At 54.2% G+C, this 23,246-nt stretch carries 24 protein-coding genes and 1 tRNA gene; 18 read left to right on the top strand and 7 right to left on the bottom strand.

The window, feature by feature from the left end:
• The first annotated feature begins 139 nt into the window (after window positions 1–139).
• Together AC6I8E_RS13165 and AC6I8E_RS13160 are read left to right on the top strand one after the other, a co-directional pair.
• Window positions 140–421 (top strand): putative periplasmic lipoprotein, encoded by a 282-nt coding sequence (locus AC6I8E_RS13165; RefSeq protein ID WP_013358633.1) that lies wholly within the window; start codon window positions 140–142, stop codon window positions 419–421.
• A 512-nt stretch (window positions 422–933) separates the two neighbouring features.
• Complete coding sequence (locus AC6I8E_RS13160; protein WP_033733433.1) at window positions 934–1,809, top strand: SMP-30/gluconolactonase/LRE family protein; 876 nt, start codon at window positions 934–936, stop codon at window positions 1,807–1,809.
• A 47-nt stretch (window positions 1,810–1,856) separates the two neighbouring features.
• Here the strand turns inward: AC6I8E_RS13160 and AC6I8E_RS13155 are convergent, their stop codons facing one another.
• Window positions 1,857–3,083, bottom strand: a complete 1,227-nt coding sequence (locus AC6I8E_RS13155) for an L-lactate MFS transporter (protein WP_312215803.1) — start codon at window positions 3,081–3,083, stop codon at window positions 1,857–1,859.
• Window positions 3,084–3,378: 295 nt separating this feature from the next.
• Between AC6I8E_RS13155 and AC6I8E_RS13150 the strand changes: the two genes are divergently transcribed.
• Window positions 3,379–3,612: a hypothetical protein gene (locus tag AC6I8E_RS13150; RefSeq protein WP_033733431.1), complete on the top strand. Its 234-nt coding sequence runs from the start codon at window positions 3,379–3,381 to the stop codon at window positions 3,610–3,612.
• Between the two features lie 36 nt (window positions 3,613–3,648).
• Here the strand turns inward: AC6I8E_RS13150 and AC6I8E_RS13145 are convergent, their stop codons facing one another.
• Complete coding sequence (locus AC6I8E_RS13145) at window positions 3,649–4,548, bottom strand: DMT family transporter (protein WP_497824084.1); 900 nt, start codon at window positions 4,546–4,548, stop codon at window positions 3,649–3,651.
• Window positions 4,549–4,726: 178 nt separating this feature from the next.
• On the opposite strand from AC6I8E_RS13145, the gene AC6I8E_RS13140 reads away from it, so the two are divergent.
• Window positions 4,727–5,596, top strand: a complete 870-nt coding sequence (locus tag AC6I8E_RS13140) for a helix-turn-helix domain-containing protein (RefSeq protein ID WP_497824083.1) — start codon at window positions 4,727–4,729, stop codon at window positions 5,594–5,596.
• Between the two features lie 311 nt (window positions 5,597–5,907).
• Here the strand turns inward: AC6I8E_RS13140 and AC6I8E_RS13135 are convergent, their stop codons facing one another.
• Window positions 5,908–6,390, bottom strand: coding sequence for an Hcp family type VI secretion system effector (locus AC6I8E_RS13135; protein ID WP_041457006.1), 483 nt, complete (start codon window positions 6,388–6,390; stop codon window positions 5,908–5,910).
• 82 nt (window positions 6,391–6,472) lie between these two features.
• Between AC6I8E_RS13135 and AC6I8E_RS13130 the strand changes: the two genes are divergently transcribed.
• On the top strand, window positions 6,473–7,264 hold the full coding sequence (locus AC6I8E_RS13130) for a DUF4225 domain-containing protein (protein ID WP_041457005.1): 792 nt from the start codon (window positions 6,473–6,475) through the stop codon (window positions 7,262–7,264).
• Here the strand turns inward: AC6I8E_RS13130 and AC6I8E_RS13125 are convergent.
• The 3 genes from AC6I8E_RS13125 to AC6I8E_RS13115 form a co-directional block, all read right to left on the bottom strand.
• Window positions 7,252–7,578, bottom strand: coding sequence for a hypothetical protein (locus AC6I8E_RS13125; protein ID WP_148235575.1), 327 nt, complete (start codon window positions 7,576–7,578; stop codon window positions 7,252–7,254). The two genes, AC6I8E_RS13130 and AC6I8E_RS13125, sit on opposite strands and share 13 nt — an antisense overlap.
• Window positions 7,579–8,043: 465 nt before the next feature.
• Window positions 8,044–8,118: transfer RNA gene (locus AC6I8E_RS13120), tRNA-Arg, on the bottom strand.
• Window positions 8,119–8,410: 292 nt separating this feature from the next.
• Window positions 8,411–9,346, bottom strand: a complete 936-nt coding sequence (locus AC6I8E_RS13115) for a formate/nitrite transporter family protein (RefSeq protein WP_013358627.1) — start codon at window positions 9,344–9,346, stop codon at window positions 8,411–8,413.
• Window positions 9,347–9,588: 242 nt separating this feature from the next.
• Between AC6I8E_RS13115 and ccmA the strand changes: the two genes are divergently transcribed.
• From ccmA to mlaA, 10 genes are all read left to right on the top strand, one after another.
• Window positions 9,589–10,206 carry a cytochrome c biogenesis heme-transporting ATPase CcmA gene (ccmA, locus tag AC6I8E_RS13110; protein WP_312215937.1) on the top strand — a complete coding sequence of 206 codons (618 nt, stop codon included), beginning with the start codon at window positions 9,589–9,591 and terminating at the stop codon, window positions 10,204–10,206.
• A complete protein-coding gene (ccmB, locus tag AC6I8E_RS13105) occupies window positions 10,206–10,865 on the top strand; it encodes a heme exporter protein CcmB (protein WP_312215749.1) in 660 nt (219 codons plus the stop codon). The genes ccmA and ccmB overlap by 1 nt, the downstream gene beginning before the upstream one ends.
• 67 nt (window positions 10,866–10,932) lie before the next feature.
• Window positions 10,933–11,673, top strand: a complete 741-nt coding sequence (locus tag AC6I8E_RS13100; RefSeq protein WP_312215747.1) for a heme ABC transporter permease — start codon at window positions 10,933–10,935, stop codon at window positions 11,671–11,673.
• Window positions 11,670–11,903: a heme exporter protein CcmD gene (gene ccmD / locus AC6I8E_RS13095; protein ID WP_013358623.1), complete on the top strand. Its 234-nt coding sequence runs from the start codon at window positions 11,670–11,672 to the stop codon at window positions 11,901–11,903. The genes AC6I8E_RS13100 and ccmD overlap by 4 nt, the downstream gene beginning before the upstream one ends.
• Window positions 11,900–12,385: a cytochrome c maturation protein CcmE gene (gene ccmE, locus AC6I8E_RS13090; RefSeq protein WP_312215745.1), complete on the top strand. Its 486-nt coding sequence runs from the start codon at window positions 11,900–11,902 to the stop codon at window positions 12,383–12,385. Before ccmD ends, ccmE begins: the two co-directional genes overlap by 4 nt.
• Window positions 12,382–14,340: a heme lyase CcmF/NrfE family subunit gene (locus AC6I8E_RS13085; RefSeq protein WP_497824082.1), complete on the top strand. Its 1,959-nt coding sequence runs from the start codon at window positions 12,382–12,384 to the stop codon at window positions 14,338–14,340. Before ccmE ends, AC6I8E_RS13085 begins: the two co-directional genes overlap by 4 nt.
• Window positions 14,337–14,894 carry a DsbE family thiol:disulfide interchange protein gene (locus tag AC6I8E_RS13080; protein WP_013358620.1) on the top strand — a complete coding sequence of 186 codons (558 nt, stop codon included), beginning with the start codon at window positions 14,337–14,339 and terminating at the stop codon, window positions 14,892–14,894. The genes AC6I8E_RS13085 and AC6I8E_RS13080 overlap by 4 nt, the downstream gene beginning before the upstream one ends.
• Complete coding sequence (locus AC6I8E_RS13075; RefSeq protein WP_497824081.1) at window positions 14,891–15,343, top strand: cytochrome c-type biogenesis protein; 453 nt, start codon at window positions 14,891–14,893, stop codon at window positions 15,341–15,343. The genes AC6I8E_RS13080 and AC6I8E_RS13075 overlap by 4 nt, the downstream gene beginning before the upstream one ends.
• Entirely contained in the window at window positions 15,343–16,554 is a 1,212-nt protein-coding gene (gene ccmI / locus AC6I8E_RS13070) for a c-type cytochrome biogenesis protein CcmI (RefSeq protein WP_497824080.1), read from the top strand. The genes AC6I8E_RS13075 and ccmI overlap by 1 nt, the downstream gene beginning before the upstream one ends.
• Before the next feature lie 148 nt (window positions 16,555–16,702).
• Window positions 16,703–17,467 carry a phospholipid-binding lipoprotein MlaA gene (gene mlaA / locus AC6I8E_RS13065; protein ID WP_013358617.1) on the top strand — a complete coding sequence of 255 codons (765 nt, stop codon included), beginning with the start codon at window positions 16,703–16,705 and terminating at the stop codon, window positions 17,465–17,467.
• Between the two features lie 62 nt (window positions 17,468–17,529).
• Here the strand turns inward: mlaA and fadL are convergent, their stop codons facing one another.
• Window positions 17,530–18,813, bottom strand: a complete 1,284-nt coding sequence (gene fadL / locus AC6I8E_RS13060) for a long-chain fatty acid transporter FadL (RefSeq protein WP_013358616.1) — start codon at window positions 18,811–18,813, stop codon at window positions 17,530–17,532.
• 358 nt (window positions 18,814–19,171) lie between these two features.
• Here fadL and AC6I8E_RS13055 point away from each other — a divergent pair, with 358 nt between their 5' ends.
• From AC6I8E_RS13055 to fadJ, 3 genes are all read left to right on the top strand, one after another.
• On the top strand, window positions 19,172–19,468 hold the full coding sequence (locus AC6I8E_RS13055; RefSeq protein WP_312215736.1) for a YfcZ/YiiS family protein: 297 nt from the start codon (window positions 19,172–19,174) through the stop codon (window positions 19,466–19,468).
• A 158-nt stretch (window positions 19,469–19,626) separates the two neighbouring features.
• Entirely contained in the window at window positions 19,627–20,937 is a 1,311-nt protein-coding gene (gene fadI / locus AC6I8E_RS13050) for an acetyl-CoA C-acyltransferase FadI (protein ID WP_195857814.1), read from the top strand.
• Complete coding sequence (gene fadJ, locus AC6I8E_RS13045; RefSeq protein ID WP_312215734.1) at window positions 20,937–23,033, top strand: fatty acid oxidation complex subunit alpha FadJ; 2,097 nt, start codon at window positions 20,937–20,939, stop codon at window positions 23,031–23,033. The genes fadI and fadJ overlap by 1 nt, the downstream gene beginning before the upstream one ends.
• Window positions 23,034–23,246: the final 213 nt, after the last annotated feature.

The raw sequence follows: 23,246 nt of genomic DNA, 5'->3' as shown, positions 1-23,246 counted from the left end.
TTCCGGCATGATAGTGATAGCCGTTTAATCGTATTACATTAATTGGTAAAAGCTTCTCAAGTTTTGATTTTCGCGCATTAATCCTATGGATGCGTGGCATGCTGCGTCATACACTGCGCGGCAACGTGAGGATAACTAAATGAAAAAATTAATTACCGGCGCACTGGCGCTGATTCTGCTGAGTGGATGTACTGCCAGCAAACCCGGGGCATTTGAACGCGTTGATGAAGATCCCAGCTCGAATACCGTGCAGTACCGTTTTGACCCGGCAAAGGTCAATCGGGATGCAATGGATATCGATCTGGCGAATTACTGCAGTAATAAAGGATTTGATAAAGTTGAGGCACTGCCTGCCCAGGAAAGTCATATTCCGGGGCTGAAGAAAGTCTGGTTCCAGTGTAATTATGCGCTGAAAAGCTAAATGAAACGGGCGGGATAATTATCCCGCCCTTAAAGTTTACTGCTTTTATTTTATGCTGTGTGACATCTTTGCCCATTAGTGGCGATGGTGACCGCCATGATACCCACCGTGATAACCTCCGTAGTAGCCCCCATGATATCCGCCGTCCCCCCCGCGGTGCCAGCCATCGTCGTGTCTGGGGCTGATGATACAACCGCTTAGTAATGTCATCAGCGCAACCACCGAAGCGACTTTAATTAATCTCTTCATCGGAAGCCTCTCCTCTTTTTCAATGACTACGACACTACGCTGGAAAAGTGGAGTGAAGATGCAGGCTTTGTAGAGTTATTTAAGAAGATATGACGGAATATTTCAGCGTGCTGTATTTTTCCTCGGCGGGAATTAAGAAAATCGGAATGAGCTGAATAATAAATACTATCAAAGAGAATAGTCTTAAAATCAAGCGAAAATAATTCTCATTTGAAAGTTTTTACCACTACATTATTAGCATGTCATTTCAATGGGAGAGAAACATGGCGCATAACGTAAAAAATATTCTGGCGTTACAGGCTGAACTGGGGGAATGCCCGCTCTGGTCATCAGAAGAACAGGTGCTCTATTGCGTCGATATTCTGGCGCCGGCCATTCACCGTTTTGATCCGGTCAGCGGTGAATTGCAGACCTTCCCGCAGGCGGAAGAGGTAGGGTGCATCGGTCTGCGTGAGCAGGGCGGGCTGATAGCCGCATTGCGCAATGGTGTCTGGCTGCTGGATGCGCAGGGTAAACCAGAGAAAAAGATCGCAGAGAATCCCGGTGTGGCCGCGCAAAGTCGCTTTAATGATGGCCGTGTGGATCCGTGGGGTAACTTCTGGTGCGGCAGCTTGTGGGAACCGCAAGATAAAAATGGCGGTCTGTTATGCCGCGTGACGCCTGACCTGAAGCTGGAAGTGAAGGCGCAGGACATTAAAATTTCCAACGGACTGGCATTCTCTCCGGACCGGCAATGGATGTATCACAGCGATACGCCGAATGAGGCGCTCTATCGTTATCCGTTAAGCGAGCAGGGCGAACCGGGTGAGCGCACGCTGTTCCGTCGTTTTGACGCGAAAGGGGGTTTACCGGATGGTGCCGCGGTGGATAGCGAAGGTTTTTACTGGTCAGCACAGTTTGATGGCGGACGCGTGGTACGTATCGATCCGCAGAGCAGCGAAATCGTTGATGAGATCCTGCTGCCGGTGAAGTGGCCAACCATGGTGGCCTTTGGCGGTGCCGATCTTAAAACGTTGTTTATCACCAGTTCACGGGAAGATCGCACGGAAGAGGAACTGGCACGCTATCCGCAGTCAGGCGATATCTTTGCCGTGGACGTCGCGGTGGCGGGAATAGCAGAGCCGCTATTCCGCGGCTGAATGTTAACGGGCCGCGCAATGGCGGCCCGTGGTCGTTGTCCGTGAAGTTAGTGGCGCTGCAACACCGGCTCTGCTGTGACGGAACTCTGTGGCAGTCGGATGGTGAGCGACAGGAACAGGGAGATGACCAGCAATGTCATAATCAGGCTGAAGGTGACAGTGAAACCACCAAACAGTGAGGCGACCAGCGAACCCAGCACGCTGCCGATACCAAAGCCCAGGTAGAGCAGGCCATAGTTTTTTGTCAGGTTGTTGAGGCCGAAAAAGTCACTGACCAGTGATGGGAACACCGTGATGGTCCCGCCAAAGCTAAAGGCCACACAGGCGAGTGACAGGAAGAAGGTGACCTCATTCATCCGGGTAAACAGCAGCACACTCATCCCGATCAGCGACACAATTTGCGCCAGCGAAATGACCCGGATACGCAGCATTTTGTCGGAGAGCACACCCAGCACCAGACGACCACTCAGATTGGCAATCGCAATCACCGTTACCGCGCTGGCAGCAGTCTGCGTGGAGAGATGCACCAGACCTTCGCCGATATCTTTGGCAACCCCTATCACATAGAGGCCGCTCATACAGGCGGTCAGGAACATCAGCGCCAGCATCCAGTACTGCGGCAGACGCACTGACTGTGCCAGCGTGTAATCCCGCACATGTTGCTGACCTTGGGCGGTGGTCCCGGTCTGCTGCAGTGGCGCTTCACGCATCAGCAGCGCACCGAGAATAATCATCGACATGGCCAGCACGCCCCAGATCATAAAGGTCTGCTCCAGACCGACCGTTGCCAGCAGTGCTCCGCAGATAAACTTGAATCCCAGACTGCCAAGGCCGTAAGCGCCAATTGCACAGGCCGAGATCATCCCCTTACGTTCAGGGAACCATTTCACGCAGTTTGACAGCGTCATCAGGTAACCGGCACCATCGGCCAGACCGACCAGCAGCCCGGCACTGAAGTAGAGCATCATCAGGTTATTTGCGTGCGCGGTGAGCCAGAAGCCCAAAGCCATCAGTACACCCGCACCAATTGTGACGCGGCGTACGCCAAAACGTTCCTGTAATTTTCCGGCCAGTGAAGAGGCGATAGCCAGACCTAAACTCAGCAGGCCAAAGGAAAATGCGACCTGACTGATCGGTGCATCAAGCTTCTGTGACAACTGGCCGTTGAACAAACTCCATGTATAAACTGACCCCAGCGCAAACTGAGTGATTACCGTTCCGAACAATGTAAGCCAGCGGGAACGCTGGTAAGACGCCTGTTGAGTCTGGTTCATAATTTATCTCTCCCGTTCGGGAATCTGGAAACTGCGGTCAGAATAAAGCAGTGGTTCGCGCGCGTGAGCAACAAAGGTATGAACGGAACGTCTCAGGGAATGAAATGCCATTCAGGCGGTATGAATGACACAACGCAGGTCTGCAGCAATAACGCAGCGTTGCGTTAAAAGTAACCAAAGCGGCAGCTTAATAAATAAGCGTAACCACCCGTAATAGAATGTTTCAGCGAGCCGGTTATGTGAGCAGCCTTCCGGATCTTTTGCCAGGCTGATAGTTCACTTATCAGGAGGAAATATGAAAGACCGGACATATGAATCCACCACCAGTGAGGACGAAGTTTGCTGCATCATCGGTCAGGCGGTGATTGAACTCAGTACAGAACAACAGCCTGTGACCAAATCGACGCTGGCATTAAAACTGCTGTCGATGGCCGATCGTGATAGTGACGATGAGCGTGTTCTGCTCTACTGGATTGCGCGTAAAGCGATCAATCAACCACAGAAACTTCTTCAGCAGCAGTGGGCATAATGCCTGTTCGGACGCGGGCCGGAGCCCGCCTCCGCGTCAGATGATTATCCGGCGACGGCTTGCCGGCCAGCGGGCAAACATGACGATATTGCCCAGCAGAATCATGACAAGGCCAGGGATGGCGCTGACATGCCACTCATACCCCTCAAAGCGGGTCGAGAGTGCCAGCGCAACCAGTGGAAACAGAACCGTTGTATAGGCAGCCCGACTGGCGCCGATACGTTCCACCAGTGTAAAGTAGGCACCGAAACCCATCACCGATCCCACGATAGCCAGATAGGTTAATGCGCCAATCCACTGGACATTCCATATTGGCTGTAGTGAAACACCCTGTAGCAGTGAGACCAGTGCCATCATCAGCGCGCCATACAACATGCCGTAGCTGTTAGTTGTCAGTACGTCGCGTTGCAGACGCTGATGCCGCTGACTGATCATATTGCCAAATGAAAATCCCAGCGTGCCCAGCGCACTTAAACCAATGCCCCACATCAGCCCGGCAGAGGCCTGCGTGCTGCGCAGATCGTGCCAGAACAGCGCAACGATGCCTGCCATACCCAGCACGATCGCCGGAATCAGACGCGGGGAAGGGCGCTGATGGAAAAAGATCCAGCTGTTTATCGCATTGTACATCACCGCCATAGAGAAAATGACCGACTCCAGTCCGCTGCTGATATAGCCTGAAGCGTAATAGAAACAGACAAAATTGAAGCCAAAGACGCAGCAGCCTTGCAGCATGCAGAAAAGATGATCGCGCAGCGTCAGCCTGTGCAGTCGTTTTATCAGCTTAAGCAGCAATAACATGACCAGTGAAGCCAGTAAAAATCGCCAGAACACGGCAACAGTCACGGCCCCCATGCCAGCAGTCTGTTGTGCATAGATCGCAATCCAGGTTGTGCCCCAGATGAGCACGACAGAGAGATACAAAAACAGGTTCATTGCCAGGTTCTCCACCACAAAACGCCGAGTCTGCACTGGTAACGCGCATGGGTCTTGCTGCGGATTGCGCCGGGTTTGCAAAATCTTGCGCATTTTTATCCTCCGTCCCGATGTGACCTGTTTTCTGTCCCCTGTAATCCGTAAACTGGCCCTCTGTTTATCTGAACTGATACATCCGATGCGTACCTATCAGACCTTTGAAATGCTGCAACGCCACAAAGCACAACTGCGCGATCAGGTACAACTCAATAATGGCATTCAGCTGGCCGCCTGGTTTAATAGTGGCGATCGCGTTACCAACCTGAGCGATCATCACACGCTGAGTCTTTATGTGGCGGGCGGCTACGATACCTGGCATAAAACAGTGCACGGCTGGCGTAACGGTGGCGCACCGGATCGCTTCTGTCTGATGCCCGCAGGCACGGAATCAACCTGGGATTTGCGTGCCGACCTCGCTTTTGTTCATCTCTATTGCAGCGAGGATCAGCTGCGGCATCTGGCCGAACAGGTCTGGGACCGCAGCCCGGCGCAGTTAAATCTGCATGAGAAAGTCTTTTCCGCTGATGACCGCATTACCCAGCTTTATCGGCACTTTCTGCTGAGCAGCGACTGGCAACAGCCTGCCAGTCAGCTGACGCTGAGCAGCGCATCAACCCTGCTTCTGACCCATCTGTTGCAGCACTACAGTGAGGTTAAATGGCAATTGCCACAGGTGCGGGGCGGACTGGCTCCTGTGGTGTTACGGCGTGTTCTGGAATTTATTGAAACCCATCTCGACCAGCCATTAACCCTGTCTGTGCTGGCGCAGGAAGCGGCATTGAGTGAGTTTCACTTTGCCCGTATGTTCCGTCATACCACTGGCGAAGCGCCGCACCAGTTTGTGATGCGTCGTCGTATGGATCGTGCGCGAACATTGCTTGCTCGGCCCGACCTGACGCTGACTGAGATAGCGCTTCAGTGTGGTTTTCACTCTTCTGCGCATTTCAGCCATCGTTTCCGGCAGGTTTATGGCATGACGGCTTCGGTGTGTCGGCGGGGGAGTCGATGAAATTTCTGAACTTGCCGTTATAAATACTGATATCAAGCCGAATAAACTATCTGATTTTCGAATTAACATTGAACCATTGTTCAATGACTTTTTCAGAGCATAAAAATTTATTCTAACTTTGTCCTAATATGTTATTTTTAACTTTTATAATGATTAATAAATTTCTTTAAGGCTGTCTTATCGTATTAATAATTATAATTTTAGAGACGTAATTACTGCCTGATAAAATACGAAGGTGCCATTTTTTTAATGACACCTTAAATAAATAACAAGATTTAGCATGAGCTAAAATACCCAGCGTTCCTGAGATATTACAGTTCTTTGTTACCTTTAATATCCCACCCTGACTGAGTTTCAGCGCCTTTGCCGCCACTCGCTGACTGTTCCCAATACTGTGTCCTGACTTTTGATGCCTGGAACTGATATGAGACTCCGATCAGATCACGATTTGTAGTGCCATTGAAAACCACATTGGTGATGAGGACGTCTTCAAGCGTAATGCGACAGTACTCAATTTGGCTTCCTCCGGCTTTACATACCGAAAGCTCAACCTTGCCTACATGCTTGCCGTTGGATACATAGCGCATAATTGCTGGAGTAGCTTTGTCAATGAGTGCCTGAACTGATAGGTCGCGATACTGAACCTTTCCTGCACCACCGCCACCCCCAACCGACATGTTCCCTGGCTGGTTTGCACCCCACGTGAAAGATTCAATAGCAATCCAGCCTTTATGGTTGCTGTCCTGTGATTCGCCTGTAATGCCGTCGATTTTTAAGAAGAGATCTGTACTCATAGCTGGCCCTTTTGCTTTCCCTGAGAAGGGTAATCTGATTAAATAAACTTAATGATACTTATAATGACATAAAGGCACAGTCATGGACTACTGGAAACCAGACCGATTCAAGGATTACTTTCTGACTATGGCTAATGCTGAGGCTAATCAGCTGCTAAGCAATGCTAATCACCTTTCTCACATCTACCTTAAAGACGGATTTAATAGGTTACAGTTCCAGGATAACGTTAAAGCTTTTGTTAACGCTCAGCTTAACGTCATACGTTCTGACTCAACTGATGATCAATGCCAGGAGTGCATCCAAAATCTCAAAAAGGAAAACGAGTACCTTACGATTCAGGACAGAATGCTCAGAGCAGGGACAGCTGCGGTTCACGCTTCGGTACAGTTGGTCAGGAATGGAGATTTTTGGGGCTATGTGATTAATGGCGTTGGGGTAGTGCTAAGCGGTATGCAGGTAATAGCCGGTGTATCAGTGATCGGTGCTTCCCTTGCGTCAGGGACAATCATAGGTTCTGCCTTTGGAGGAATGTTGGTTCTGCATGGACTCAACGGCTTTCAGGAGTCTGTTGAGAACCTGGTGTATGGCAAAACTGATAGTGTTGGGTTACTCAAACAGGGTTATGTAGCAACAGCTGAGTTTTTGGGGTTCGATCAGAGGGTTGGGCAGTTAGCATACAGTTCAATGGACCTGGCACTGTCTCTCTATGGCATCGTGCGTCTGGTACAAAAACCTGAGGCCTGGCGGCTCTACTATTTTCTTAATACCGACTACGTTCGCGGTATTAAGGAAATGAGCAGAAAAGAGCTATTCATAGAAGTCTATAATGACGCTTCAGCCATTAAATCAATCTCTGATACTTACAAAGAGTGACCATGTTTTTTCATGAATCTGTAAGCTTTAAATGCAGGTTTCAAAGGTACAAATATATATAAAATAACGAAACCTGCTACAAGCGTGATTGAATACGAAACAAGGTTTTCTTGTGTACCACTGCGAATGGTATAGATGAGTCCTGCGAGAAGGATTGCTATTAATATCATTGCAACTATGAATCTTTTCTTTAACTGTGAAAGGAGCCAGGGATAAGGATAGCCGTCTTTCTCAGCATGCTGACGTATCACAGAGACTTCTTTTGGTGTAAATCCCTCTTTTACAAGCATTTCTTCGATTTGCATTTTGTTCATAATAAGCGTCATTCATTTGTCTTACGATAATCTGATTGTAACTCATTACCTCAGCCCTATACAAACCGGACAGGCCTATGAAAGGCGCCTTGTTTTTTTATTTTTTAGAAATGCTTCCCTTACGCTAATACTTGAGCTCAAAGTATGAACTTTGAAGTTTCGATGAAAACTTAGCGTGTTAATTATTGGACTTAATTAAGGTGACACTTTCCAGTTACCATGATTTTTAGTGAATTTGAATTTAGCTATAGTGTGCTTTTCTCCATGTTATGGCATGGTAACGTCTGTATCAATTTTACAGAAGTATATATGTAAATATCCCTGCATTATCGAACCAAACATACCAACAATTGTACCAGCATGACGCTATGGATTTTGTGAGCCTGCTGGAGACTCAGGTGAGTTATGAAACTAAGTTAAATGACTGGATGTAATAGATAAAGCAGACTTTGAGAGACTAATATTTGGTGTCCCCTGCAGGAATCGAACCTGCAACTAGCCCTTAGGAGGGGCTCGTTATATCCATTTAACTAAGAGGACTGCGGCGCGCAGTATAGCGCAAACAGGCTATGAGATTCACTACATCGCCGTCTGTTTGCTCATTCCGTCAGCAATCCGGCTTTCTGAACTCGCGAACATTACGTACAGAAAGCGGAAAGCAGTTAGTCTGAAGTCCAGGATGCCACCCAGACTGAAGCGGCACCCCGGCTCTGAATCTTCACTTCCGGTTACAGCAGACACTCCAGTAAACGTTTTTCAGCCGCCCGCATAGCATATTGCCTTTAGCCAACAGACCTGAAAGGCAGACAGAGTTAATTATCTGCCTTGCCATCTACTCCGTGCCTTCCTGCTCTTCGCGCTGGCGGCGTTTCTCCTGCTTGCGCTTTTCAGCTTTCGCTTTCGCTACCGCCGCTTCACTCATGTCATTGCGAATCTGCGCATGGCTGATCAATGCAAAAATCAGGGTGCCGCCGGTAATGTTGCCGAGCAGCGTCGGCAGGGCAAACGGCCACAAAAATTCATGCCAGCTGATACTGCCGTTAAACACCAGATAGAGCACTTCGACCGAGCCCACCACGATATGCGCCAGATCGCCCAGCGCAACCAGCCAGGTCATCATCACAATGACCAGCAGTTTAGCGCCGCCCGCAGACGGGAACATCCAGACCATGGTGGCGATAATCCAGCCGGAAATCACCGCATTGGCAAACATCTCGCCAGGGGTATGTTCCATCACCTTCATACTGATATGGGTAAAGGCCTGACGGGTGGCATCATCAAATATCGGCATCTCATTAAACGCCAGCGCACCCAGCGCGGTACCGATCAGGTTACCCAGCAACACAATGCCCCATAGCCTTAACAGCAGACCCGCATTACTCCAGGTCGGTTTGTGCATCACCGGTAAGACGGCGGTAACAGTGTTCTCGGTAAACAGCTGCTGGCGCGCCATAATGACGATAACAAAACCAAAGGTGTACCCGAGGTTTTCCAGCAGAAACGCACCGGGTACGCCATCAAGATGCACCTGGAATATTCCCTTAGCCATCAGCGAGGCACCCATGGACAAGCCTGCCGCAATGGCTGACCAGAGCAGCGCCATCCCGTCGCGCTCCAGCTCCTTTTCACCATCCTGACGAATCTCTTCATGGATCGCCGCAGCGCGTGAGGGTAATGCCTCCTCATCGACTTCGATGTCAGTGCCCTTGTCCTTCTCTTCGCTCTCTACGTCGTTAGGACCCTGTTCATTACCTGATGAAGGCTTCATATTTTCTCCTGGTGATAGTGCTGTAGCGTAATAAGCGTAGCCGTTTTTTATTTGCTGATAATGTAACGACCAGTGCGAATAAGCGTAACAACGTTTTTCGGAACTGCATTTTTATTCAGACTTCCGTCGATACCGCACGAATAAGCTACTGACAGCGAAACTGAGCGTTGGCTCACACTTCGGCCCACAGCAACATTGTGGTAATATCCCGGCCACTTTTAGCTGGTGCGATTCCCCCCTCGATGCTGGAAATCATTACGCTTACTTGTGCATACGACGAACGATCGCTGTTTCGGCGGCTCTCTTTTCGCGTCTCTGCTGGTGACATTGTGCAGATTGAAGGCCCCAACGGTGCCGGAAAGACCTCGTTATTGCGCCTGCTGGCGGGTCTGAGCCGTCCGGAAGAGGGTGAAATACGCTGGCAGCAGCAGTCGATCCTGCGACAGCGTGAAACCTGGCATCAGGCGATGCTCTATCTGGGCCACTGTCCCGGTATCAAAGGCGTGCTCACGCCGCTGGAAAATCTGCGTTTCTACCATCCCGATTGCACTGATGCGCAGATCTTTGCAGCACTCGAAAGTGTCGATCTCACGGGCGATGAAGAGGTACCAGTCAGCCGCTTGTCGGCAGGTCAGCAGCGTCGGGTGGCGCTGGCGCGGCTGTGGCTCAGTCAGGCCCGCATCTGGATTCTCGACGAGCCACTGACCGCCATCGACAAAGCGGGAATTGAACAATTAATGGCGCAATTCGCCCGTCATGCCGATAACGGCGGTGCAGTGATCCTGACAACTCATCAGGATTTACCTGCGGATGCGGCGCGGGTGCGTAAAATTCGCCTTGGCGACGTGGAGACAGAGTGATGCTGTTTCGCCTCATCCAGCGTGAATTGCGCATTGCCTTTCGCGGCGGTGCGGATGTGGTTAATCCGCTCTGGTTTTTTCTGATTGTCATCACTCTGTTTCCATTGGGCATCGGACCGGACCCGCAACAGCTGGCGCGCATTGCACCGGGCGTGGCCTGGGTTGCTGCGCTGCTGGCGTCACTGCTGGCACTCGAGCGGCTGTTTCGCGATGATTTCAGTGATGGCTCGCTGGAGCAGCTGGTACTACTGCCGACGCCACTGCCGGTAACGGTCATAGGAAAAGTGGTGGCGCACTGGCTGGTCACCGGCGTGCCGCTGATCATTCTGTCGCCACTGGCCGCGCTGCTGCTGTCGCTGGATTTTAATGGCTGGCGGGCGATGGCCCTGACGCTGCTGTTCGGCACGCCAACGCTGAGTTTCCTTGGTGCGATTGGCGTGGGTCTGACGGTGGGATTGCGGCGCGGCGGCGTGCTGCTGAGCCTGCTGGTGCTGCCGCTGGCGATTCCGGTATTGATCTTCGCCAGTGCGGCGATGGAGGCGGCCAGTCAGGGATTGCCGATTGGTGGCTATCTGGCGATTCTCGGCGCGATGCTGCTGGGCAGCGCCACGCTCGCGCCGTTTGCCACGGCAGCGGCGCTACGCATTACTTTGCAGTAACCGGCTTGTATCCACCGCGCGTAAAAGACGCGGCAATACTCTTTTATCGTTAATGTGAGCATCTGATATGTGGAAAGCGTTACATCAGCTGGCCAGGCCCGAACGGCTTTATCAATTTTCGGGGCGACTGGTGCCCTGGTTTGCCGTTGCAGGGCTGGCATCGTTGCTGCTGGGCTGGGTCTGGGGATTCGGATTTGCCCCTGCTGACTATCAGCAGGGCGACAGTTTTCGCATCATGTATATTCATGTACCCGCCGCGATGTGGTCGATGGGCATCTATGCCTCCATGGCTATCGCCGCCTTTACTGGTCTGGTGTGGCAGATGAAGATGGCCGATCTGGCCTCAGCCGCCATGGCTCCCGTAGGCGCGGTTTTTACCTTTATTGCGCTGGTCACCGGTTCCGCATGGGGCAAGCCGATGTGGGGCACCTGGTGGATTTGGGATGCGCGTCTGACGTCGGAGCTGGTGCTGCTGTTCCTCTATATGGGCGTGATCGCGCTTTATCACGCTTTTGATGATCGCCGCACCGCAGGCCGGGCCGCCGGAATTCTGATTCTGGTTGGCGTGGTCAATCTGCCCATCATTCACTTCTCGGTGCAGTGGTGGAATACCCTCCATCAGGGTTCGTCAGGCATTCTTCAGCAGGCGATTGCGCCGGTCATGCGCACGCCGCTACGCTGGTCGATCCTCGGTTATCTGCTGCTGTTTATTACGCTGACCCTGATGCGGCTGCGCAACCTGATCCTGTTAACTGAACGTCATCGTCCCTGGGCGATAGATGTGGCGAAGCAGGGAGAGCAGGCATGACCCCGGCATTTACCTCCTGGCACGCCTTCTTTGCGATGGGCGGTTACGCCTTTTACGTCTGGCTGGCGGTTGCCTGCACGCTGCTTCCGCTTATCGGTCTGACGCTGCATACCCTGTTGCTGCGCCGACGCCTGCTGGCTGAGATCCGCCAGCGTGATGCACGGGAACGTCGCATCCGGGCGGCGAAAACGAAAAAAGCCGCGGCTGAAGCGGCAGGAGAGACACTGTGAATATCCGTCGACGCAACCGCCTCTATGCGGCAGTGGCGATCCTGCTCGGCCTTGGCCTGGCGACTGCGCTGGTGATGTATGCGCTGCGCTCAAACATCGATCTGTTCTATACCCCGGGTGAAATCCTCTACGGCAAAGGCGAGGCGCACGAGAAGCCTGAGGCGGGCCAGCGACTGCGCGTCGGTGGCATGGTGATGCCCGGCAGCGTCCGGCGCGATCCCAATACGCTGGCGGTATCGTTCAAACTTTATGATGCACGCGGCGTGGTCAGCGTCAGTTTTGAAGGCATCCTGCCGGATCTGTTCCGGGAAGGGCAGGGCGTTGTCGCGCAGGGCGTGCTGACGACGGGCAACCAGGTTATCGCCAAAGAAGTGCTGGCGAAACATGATGAGAAATACACGCCGCCGGAGATTGAAGACGCGATGAAGAGTAATCACACCGACCCGCAGTCGCTCTATCAGGCGGGAAATAAATCATCATGATGCCTGAAATCGGTACCTTTCTGCTCTGCCTGGCGCTAGGGTTTTCCCTGTTGCTGAGCAGTTATCCGCTGTGGGGCGCAGTACGTCAGGATGCCCGTCTGATGGCGATGGCCCGTCCGCTGGCCTGCGGCTTATTTATCTGCATCGCGGCGGCGTTTGCGCTGCTGGTCTGGGCTTTTATCAGCAACGACTTTACCGTTGCTTATGTCGTCACGAACTCCAACAGTCTGCTGCCGGTCTACTATCGCATCGCTGCCACCTGGGGCGCACACGAAGGTTCACTGCTGCTGTGGGTGCTGCTGCTCAGCACATGGACACTGGCGGTAGCGATCTTCAGCCGCGGGATGCCGCAGGATGCGCTGGCCCGCGTGCTGGCCGTCATGGGAATGATTAATCTTGGCTTCCTGCTGTTTATCCTGCTGACCTCCAATCCGTTTGGCCGCACGCTGCCGGACTTCCCGATAGACGGGCACGACCTGAATCCGATGCTGCAGGATATCGGCCTGATTTTCCATCCGCCGCTGCTCTATATGGGCTATGTCGGCTTTTCGGTGGCGTTTGCCTTCGCCATCGCCTCATTAATGGCCGGACGGCTCGATACCGCCTGGGCGCGCTGGTCGCGTCCCTGGACGACGGCGGCCTGGGTCTTTCTGACCATCGGGATTGTCCTTGGATCTGCCTGGGCCTATTACGAACTGGGCTGGGGCGGCTGGTGGTTCTGGGACCCGGTTGAAAATGCTTCGTTTATGCCATGGCTGGCGGGCACCGCCCTGATGCACTCGCTGGCGGTCACCGAAAAGCGCGGCACCTTTAAGGCCTGGACCGTGCTGCTGGCGATTACGGCATTTTCGCTGAGCCTGCTCGGGACATTCCTGGTGCGATCCGGCGTGCTGGTGTCGGTGCACTCCTTTGCCTCCGATCCGGCGCGCGGCATGTTTATCCTCGCATTTCTGGTGATTGTCATCGGCAGTTCACTGCTGCTCTACGCTATTAAAGGTGGGCAGGTGCGTGGCCGGGTTCAGAATGAAACCTGGTCGCGGGAATCGTTCCTGCTGGGTAATAACGTGCTGCTGATTGCCGCGATGCTGGTGGTGCTGCTCGGCACGCTATTGCCGCTGGTACACAAGCAACTGGGGCTGGGCAGCATTTCGGTCGGTGAACCCTTCTTCAACACGATGTTCAGCTGGCTGATGGCACCGTTTGCGTTGCTGATGGGGATCGGGCCGTTGGTGCGCTGGCGTCGCGATGAACCGCAGAAGCTGGCAAAACGGCTGGCGCTGGCGCTGATGGTGACACTGGCCTGTTCCATGATCATTCCGTGGTGGCTGCAGGATCGTATTGAAGCGATGACGGTGGTTGGTCTGCTGATGTCACTCTGGATTATCGTGCTGACGCTGCTGGAACTGCATGAGCGCGCCACCCATCGTCATCCGTTCTTTGCGGGTTTACGTCATCTGTCGCGCAGTCACTGGGGCATGGTGCTGGGCCATCTGGGGGTCGGTGTCACGGTGATTGGCATTGCGTTCAGCACGCAGTACAGCGTCGAACGCGATGTGCGGATGAAGGCGGGCGATAGCGTCGATATTCATCATTATCACTTTGTCTTCCGTGGCGTGCAGAATCTGCAGGGGCCAAACTACAGCGGCGGCATGGGTATCATTGATGTCACGCGCAATGGCAGACATGAAGCGACGCTGCAGGCGGAAAAACGCTTTTATACCGCCGCCCGCACCATGATGACCGAAGCGGCGATCGATGGCGGTTTCAGCCGCGATCTCTACGCGGCGCTGGGCGAAGAGCTGGAGGATGGCGGCTGGGCTGTGCGCATCTACTACAAACCCTTTGTCCGCTGGATCTGGTTCGGTGGCGCGCTAATGGCGGTGGGCGGGCTGTTCTGCCTGTTTGATCCCCGTTACCGTTCGCGCAAAAAAGCAGAAACGGAGGTGCGGACATGAACAAGAAAATTCTGTTTATTCCCCTGATGCTGTTTCTGCTGCTGGCGGCGGCGCTGCTGTGGCAGCTGACGCGCAATGCCGATGGCGACGATCCGACCCGCCTCGAATCGGCCCTGATTGGCAAACCGGTGCCGCTGTTCCGGCTGGAAGCACTGGATCAGCCGGGCAAAACTTATGATCAGCGCGTGCTGACCGATGGCAAACCGATATTGCTCAACGTCTGGGCGACCTGGTGTCCGACCTGCCGCGCTGAGCATCACTATCTGAATACGCTGGCAGAGCAGGGCATTCGTGTCGTCGGGCTGAACTACAAAGACGATCGTCAAAAGGCGGTTAACTGGCTGAATACGCTGGGTAATCCGTATGCGCTGAGTCTCTACGATGGCAACGGCATGCTGGGACTGGATCTCGGCGTTTATGGCGCGCCGGAAACCTTCCTGATCGACGGTAAAGGGATCATCCGTTATCGCCATGCGGGCGATCTGAATGCGCGCGTCTGGGAGCAGGAAGTGAAACCCTTGTGGATGAAATACAGTGCGGAGGCGGGATCATGAGAATGCTGTTACTGCTCTGCGGCCTGCTGTTCAGCATTAACCTGTGGGCAAGCATCGACACGCTGCAATTTGACTCGGAGGCCCAGGAAGAGCAATACCGCGACCTGACCGCGTCACTGCGCTGTCCGAAATGCCAGAACAACAGCATTGCCGATTCGAATGCGATGATTGCCGCCGATATGCGGCTGAAAGTCTATCAACTGATGAAGCAGGGCCAGAGTCGCCAGCAGATTATCGGCTACATGGTGGCGCGCTATGGCAACTTCGTCAGCTATTCGCCACCGGTCACGCCTTCAACCCTTATTCTGTGGGCGGGTCCGGCGCTGTTTGCGCTGCTGGGTGGCGTGGTGATCATCCTGCGTAGCCGTCAGCGCAAAACCCGCAGTGAGCTGGATGAAGATGAGCAACAGCGTCTTAATGCGCTACTGAATTCAGACAGGAAGCCGTAATGAGTGCATTCTGGATCACCCTTTTTCTGTTACTGCTGGCGGCCTGCACGCTGTTCCTAGCGGCGGGCTGGCGGCAGCGTCAGGCCAGCGCAGGCGATCGCGATCGCCTTAATCAGCGTTTCTACCATCAGCGGATAGAGGAGCTGGCGCAGGATGAAGCGCAGGGCGTCGTTGCTGAGCGTCCGCTGATGGAACGGGAACTACAGCAGACGCTGCTGGCAGATATCCCGCCGGCACAGACGCTGCAGTCACACAGCAGCCGCCGCTGGATTCTGCTGCCAGGCCTGATTGTGCTGGTTGCGGTTTCGCTGGGCACTTATCTGAAAACCGGCGGCCTGGCACAATTCACCGGCTGGATGCAGGTGCAGCAGGCGTATCCTGAGCTACGTGCCCGCCTGATGGATCCCGGCGCAAAACCGCTGAGTATGGAGGAGCTGGCGCGTTTACAGCTCGGATTGCGTACCGCGTTGCAAACCGAACCGGATAATCTGGCCGACTGGACGATGCTGGGACGGCTCGGCATGGTCCTGAATAATGCGGAGATCGCCAGCCAGGCCTTTGAGCGTGCACTTCAGCTGTCGCCCAACGATCTGGCGCTGAAGCAGGATTATGCAGAGGTGCTGACAAGATCCTCCGATCCGCAGGATAACCGTCAGGCATCACTGTTGCTGCAGTCATTGCTTAAAGTGGATCCGCAAAACCTGCGGACGCTGAGCCTGCTGGCGTATAACGCTTACGGACAGCAGCACTACGATCAGGCTATCAACGCATGGCAGACCCTGCTGGGTCTGTTGCCTGCCGGTGATTCGCGACACGCGATGATCGCCCGCAGCATTGAAAAGGCCCGAAGTGATGCGGGGCAGCAGAGTCGTCAGCTGGCGCTGACAGTGACGCTGACGCCAGAGGCAGAAAAAATGTTACCTCAGGACGGAGTGTTGTATATTTCGGTTTCTGACGGGGATTCACCGGTACCGGTTGCGGTTAAGCGTATACCGCTCAGCCACTTCCCGCTGTCGCTGACGCTGGATGACAGCAATGCCATGATGCCGGATCGCCTGCTTTCGGCGCAGCATCAGGTTGAGGTTCGGGTGCGGATTTCCCGCGATGGCAGCGCCAATCCGCAGCCGGGTGACTGGCTGGGTCTGAGCGCGGTGACGCCATGGGATGGCCATCAGCCGATCGCGGTGGAGATCAATAAGCAGCTACCCTGAACGTCAAAATTGATAACGTTAAAAATGATGCGTGCCATTGCCTGCTGCCTCTGGCACAAAGTCAGCTATGCTCATCGGATAAGCCGATACGACAGGGCGGTGACCTGAACGATGGGCTGATCTTTTTCATCCGCACAGGGAGATTGGAATGAATTATCGCCTGACCAGCCTGGCTATGGCCAGCGTCCTTCTGGTGGGTTGTGCCAGTTCAAAGCCGGCGAATAGCGATCCTGCGCAGCGCAGCGATCCATTCGAAGGCTTTAACCGCACGATGTTTAACTTTAACTACAACGTGCTGGATCCGTACGTGCTTCGTCCGGTCGCTGTCGCATGGCGTGATTATGTGCCGGTCCCGGCACGTACCGGCCTGAGCAATTTCCTCGGCAACCTGGAAGAGCCAGCCAGTATGGTCAACGCCATTCTGGTCGGCAACGGACGTGATGCGGGCATTCACTTTACCCGTTTCTTCCTGAACAGCGTGCTGGGACTGGGCGGTTTCATCGACGTTGCCGGTAAAGCCAACCCGGAACTGGCGCGTGAAGAGCCGCATCGTTTCGGTACCACGCTGGGTCACTATGGCGTCGGCTACGGGCCTTATGTTGAACTGCCTGCTTACGGCAGCTTCACGGTTCGTCAGGATGGCGGCGACTATGTTGATACGCTCTATCCGATCCTCGGCTGGCTGACCTGGCCAATGTCGATTGGTAAATGGACGCTGGAAGGTATCGAGACCCGCGCTCAGTTGCTGGATTCTGATGCCATCCTGAAACAGCAGAGCGATCCATACGCCTTTATCCGTAACGCCTACTTCCAGCGTCACGACTTCCTGGCGCGTGGCGGTAAGCTCAAGCCGGAAGACAATCCTAACGCAGCCGCGATTCAGGATGACCTGAAGGATATCGATTCGCAGTAAGCGATCCGCAGTGACAAAAAGGGCGACTTATCATAGTCGCCCTTTTTGATCCCGCCCGACAATCAGAACTTGTAGTTAAAGTTCGCGCCGTAAAGCCAGGCCTTACCTTCAGAGGTAAAGGTATAAGGACCTTCTTTCACCGTCACTTTCTGGCCATGCATATAAGAGATGCCCAAATCGACCGAGGCATCATCGTTAAAGGCATAGGATGTACCGGCACTCAGCCATAAACGATCCTGGTCCGGAATAGAGATAGAACGCTTGTCAGCCGGTACCGGGCTATCATCAAACGCGATACCGGTGCGGAAAGTCCAGTTCTTGTCGTAGGAATAGGTGGTGCCCAGGGCAATGCGATAAGCATCGCGGAAGCTTTCATCTTTATAGAATAGCGTCTGGCCATTTGAACCCGTGGCTTTCAGCTCCTGGAACTGGCTCCAGCTGGTATACGCCATGCTGTAGTGAACCGCCCACTGCGGAGCCACTTTATGCCAGCCCGATACTTCCCACATCTCTGGCAGATTCAGGGTTAATGCACCTGGAACGGTGGTGCCGTTGGTGCCAAACGGCACGCCTGATACTTCCGGGTTATTCACCGCATTCAGCCGGGATGAAAGGCTGCTCTTGTAATCGCCATCAAAGTCGACTTTCACTTCGGAACGATAGGTAAAGCCGAAGCGGTTATTCTCATCTACTTCATAAAGAATACCGGCGTTCCAGCCATATCCCCACTCATCGCCTTTCAGATGGGCAACCTGCGTATCAGCCGGAACGCCCAGTCTTGCGCCTGACTCACCGGCATAGCGTTCAATTTTAGCTTTCGCATAAACCGCATCAAAACCGACGCCAAAACTAAAATGTTCATTTAAGCGGTACGCGGTGCTGAGATTAAAATTGCCGGTTACCAGATCGGTTTTACCGCCGTAACCCCCCGCGGTGTAACCATTATTAAACTCTGTTGCTAAGCCATAGTTAGAGGTTGCAGACGCGCCGATCCACCACTGATCGTTGATGGGCTGAACATAATGAATATTGGGGACCCACTGATTCGGTGCAATATTATTAGCATCCAGGCTGCGTCCGCTGGGACTGCGACCACTGATATTGACGTCTGGCGCAATATAAACCGCACCGATAGAAAATTCCGGACGATCCATCAACGCCATCGTCGCCGGGTTACGGCTGGCTGATGCCGCCGTATCACCCATTGCCCCTTCGCCTGAATATGCGCGACCTAAACCAATCGTAGAAAACTCATTTAACTGAAATCCAGCTGCGTAAACGTGTGAAGAGACAAGCGCCACTGCAGCCGCCACGGCTGACTTTGCAAACAGGTTTTTATGGTTCATGACCACAACCTCATGTGAATTATTATTTAACGCTATAACGTCGCGTAACAAAGGACGGCGGATTGTAGGGACTGATGTAAAACGCACATATCAGACCAGTGCGGAGAGTATAGGTCCGACCTGTGTGCATGTTGCAATATTGTTTTTAAAATATTTCAGGGTTGATCGCTTAAAATTCGATCTGCATAACAAAACTGCCCTGATTCTGCACAGCATACCGATTCCAGTTTGTTCTGGATCAATTTTTATTGTGATATTCGTCACTTAGCGCCGTGTACATGGCGCATCTTTACGCGAGCAGGTAAAATTTCGGTCATAAAATCGCTCAACCCACCAGATCGCTGGTCAGGAGAATGAAATGACTGATGCCATTAAAAAATGCAGTGCGACCGAAACAGCAGCCTGCTGTTGTGTTGATGTGGGCACGGTAATGGATAATACCGATTGCACCGCCAGCTGGTCGGAGTGGTTTGCTCAGCGTGCCGATGCGGAAGCCAAATTAGCGCTCCTCACCGAACGTGCACGTGAAGTTGAATCGGAACCCTGTGTGATTGAGTCGCGCTTCAGTGAAGTGGATCAGGGTATGCAGCTGGATATCGATTTTACTTTCAGCTGCCAGGCTGAAACGTTGATTTTTCAGCTCGGTTTGCGTTAAGTCTCATAACGCCGCGTTAATGCGGCGTTTTTCATTTTCGTGTCTCCCTTCGCACTTTTTCCTTTCCGGTATTGGCGGCTCACCCGCTTGTGGTTAACACTGATCAGGTCAGACCTCTTCAGGCAATGATGCCACAGTCCCAGCCACAGGTGAGAACAATGAGCAAAGCGCAGCCGCTGCTGACGCGTGATGGTGAACGCATCGCAATAACCCACGGGTTACGCACCCCTTTTTTGCGCCAGGCGACCGGCTTTCATGGCATTCCCGCCATTGAGCTGGGGCGGATGGTAATCAGCGAATTAATGGCGCGCAGTGAACTGCCGGCTGAGGTAATCGAGCAACTGGTCTTTGGTCAGGTGGTGCAGATGCCGGAAGCGCCGAACATTGCGCGTGAGATTGTACTGAGCAGCGGCCTTGATGTGCACACCGATGCCTATAGCGTCAGCCGTGCCTGCGCCACCAGTTTCCAGGCGGTAGCGAATGTGGCAGAAAGCCTGCTGGCTGGCACGATTTCTGCTGGCATTGCCGGAGGCGCAGACTCCTCTTCAGTGCTGCCAATCGGCGTCAGTAAAACACTGGCCCGCGCGCTGGTGGATCTCAATAAAGCCCGCAGCCTTGGGCAAAAACTGCACATCCTTAAACGTCTGCGTCCGCGCGATCTGCTGCCGGTGCCGCCCGCGGTGGCCGAGTATTCAACCGGCCTGCGCATGGGTGACACCGCCGAGCAGATGGCAAAGAGTCATAGCATCACCCGTGAGGCACAGGATGCGCTGGCGCTGCGATCTCATCAGCATGCCGCCCGCGCCTGGCAATCCGGGGTACTCAATCAGGAAGTGATGGCAGCCTTTGTGCCGCCGTGGAAAACCGCTATCGACCAGGACAATAACGTCCGCATGAACGCCAGAGCAGAGGATTATGCCCGCTTACGCCCGGCGTTTGATCGTCAGCACGGCAGCGTCACGGCGGCCAACAGCACGCCACTCACCGACGGTGCGGCCGCCGTGATTCTGATGCGCGAAGGCCGCGCCCGTGAACTCGGTGTCACGCCGCTGGGCTATCTGCGCAGCTACGCGTTTACCGCGATTGGTGTACAGCAGGATATGCTGCTGGGCCCGGCGTACTCCTCCCCGCTGGCGCTGGATCGCGCCGGGATTACGCTGTCCGATCTGACGCTAATCGATATGCACGAAGCGTTTGCGGCCCAGACGCTGAGCAATCTGCAACTGTTTCGCGACGAGCGCTTTGCCCGTGAGGTGCTCAATCGTCCGCATGCGCTGGGCGAAGTGAATGAAGAGCGCTTTAACGTGCTGGGTGGTTCAATCGCCTATGGTCATCCTTTTGCTGCCACGGGCGCGCGTATGATCACCCAGACGCTGAATGAATTACGCCGTCGCGGTGGCGGGTTAGGACTGGTCACAGCGTGTGCGGCGGGCGGTCTGGGTGCGGCAATGGTTCTGGAGGCCGAATAATGGAGCAGAATGCGTTTCACCTGAAGATGCGACTGGATCACGTTGGCATCATTACAATCGATGTCCCTGGCGAGAAGATGAACACCCTGAAAGCAGAATTTGCCGGGCAGATTACCGCCATCATTGCGGAGGCGCGACGCGATCCTCAGCTGGCAGGACTGGTGCTGATTTCTGGCAAAGCGGACAACTTTATCGCGGGCGCCGACATCAGCATGATTGATCGCTGTCAGAGCGCGCAGGAAGCCGAAGCGCTGGCAAAACAGGGGCAGGAAGTGATGGCTGCGCTTGATGCGCTGCCATTCCCGGTAGTGGCCGCAATCCATGGTGCCTGTCTGGGCGGCGGGCTGGAACTGGCGCTGGCCTGCGATGCGCGCATCTGCTCGCTTGATGATAAAACCCGTCTCGGATTACCGGAAGTGCAACTCGGCTTACTGCCCGGCTCCGGTGGCACTCAGCGACTGCCGCGGTTAATTGGCGTGCAGCAGGCGCTGCCGCTGATTCTGACCGGCAAAACGCTGCGGGCGAAACAGGCACGTAAGCTGGGAGTGGTCGATGACGCGGTACCTCAGGCGATTTTGCTGGAGACGGCTATCGCACGGGTGAAAAAGGGCAAAGTCAGCGGTCGAACGCTGCCGCTGCGCGACCGTCTGCTGCACGGTCCGGTGGGTCGTCAGGCGCTGTTTGCGCTTGCGACCCGGCAGACTGCAGCCAAAACTCAGGGTAACTATCCGGCAGCAAACCGCATTATTGAGGTGGTGCGCATCGGGCTGGAGCAGGGCAGCCGGGCCGGACATGATGCTGAAGCGCGTGCCTTCGGTGAACTGGCGATGACGCCGGAATCTGTTGCTTTGCGCGGGATCTTTTTCGCGACCACCGCCATGAAGAAGGAGCGGGGTGGTGAGGCGGAACCCGCTGCGGTGAAGCGTGTCGCGATTCTCGGCGGCGGTCTGATGGGCGGTGGCATCGCCAGCGTCACCGCAATCAATGCCGGGTTGCCGGTGCGCATCAAAGATATCAGCCTGGAAGGCGTTAACCATGCGTTGAAAACCAGCTGGGAACTGCTGAGCAAAAAGGTCAAACGACGCCAGCTCACTCCGGCACAGCGTCAGCAGCAGATGGCCCGGATCACGGGCGGCATCGATTATCAGGGTTTCTCACAGCGCGATGTGGTGATCGAAGCCGTGTTCGAAGATTTAGCACTCAAGCAGCAGATGGTCAGCGAAGTGGAAGCCCACTGTCAGCCGCATACGCTGTTTGCTTCTAACACCTCTTCGCTGCCGATTGAAGAGATTGCCGCCAAAGCACAGCGTCCGCAGAACGTCATCGGGCTGCACTACTTCAGCCCGGTCGATAAAATGCCACTGGTGGAAGTGATTCCCCATCTGAACACCTCCGCCGCAACGGTAGTAACGATTGTGGCGCTGGCACGCAGCCAGGGCAAAACGCCGATAGTGGTGGCGGACAAGCCTGGCTTCTATGTTAACCGCATCCTGACACCTTATATAAATGAAGCGATGCGTTGCCTGCTGGAGGGCGAGCCGATTGACCATATTGATCGGGCGCTGGTGAAGGCTGGTTTTCCGGTCGGTCCGATTCAGCTGCTGGATGAGGTAGGCATCGACGTCGGCAGCAAAATCAGTCCCATCCTGCATCAGGCTTATGGTGAACGCTTTGCCGCGCCCGCTGCTTTTGATGCAGTGCTGAAAGATGGCCGCAAGGGTCGTAAAAACAGCAAAGGCTTCTATCGCTATGACCAGCCGCGCTGGCAGCGTAAAAAGCCGGACACCTCACTGTATACGTTGCTGAAGGTCACGCCGCAGGCCAGGCAGAGCGAAGCGCAGATTGCGGAACGCTGCATGATGATGATGCTGAACGAGGCGGCACGCTGCCTTGATGAGCAGGTCATTCGCTGTGCCCGCGATGGCGATATCGGTGCAGTGTTTGGTATCGGCTTTCCGCCTTTCCTGGGGGGGCCGTTCCACTATATGGACAAACTGGGTGCGGCGGAGGTGGTCAACCGATTAACCCGCCTCACGCAGCAGCATGGCGAGCGATTTACGCCCTGCGAAGCACTGATTGAAGCGACCAGGAAGTAGACGAAATTTTACATTTCTGCTGTAAATGGAATAACCAATCCGATTCAGCGGGTTAGAAAAGCGCCGCCAGAGTGTGCGGCGCAGCATGATTCTGAGAAGCGCTTATTTAATAAACAACCGGTTGACTATACTGAAGCCATTAGGGTAAAACACAGCGTTCATTCGCAGAGTGAAGAGTCAGGCGCCAGGCGTCGGGCGATGTCGACAAACAAC

Source organism: Pantoea sp. X-Soil-YNGN-785 (assembly GCF_059730585.1).
The sequence above is the reverse complement of the archived record's forward strand: the minus strand, read 5'-3'. Positions and strand labels throughout refer to the sequence as shown.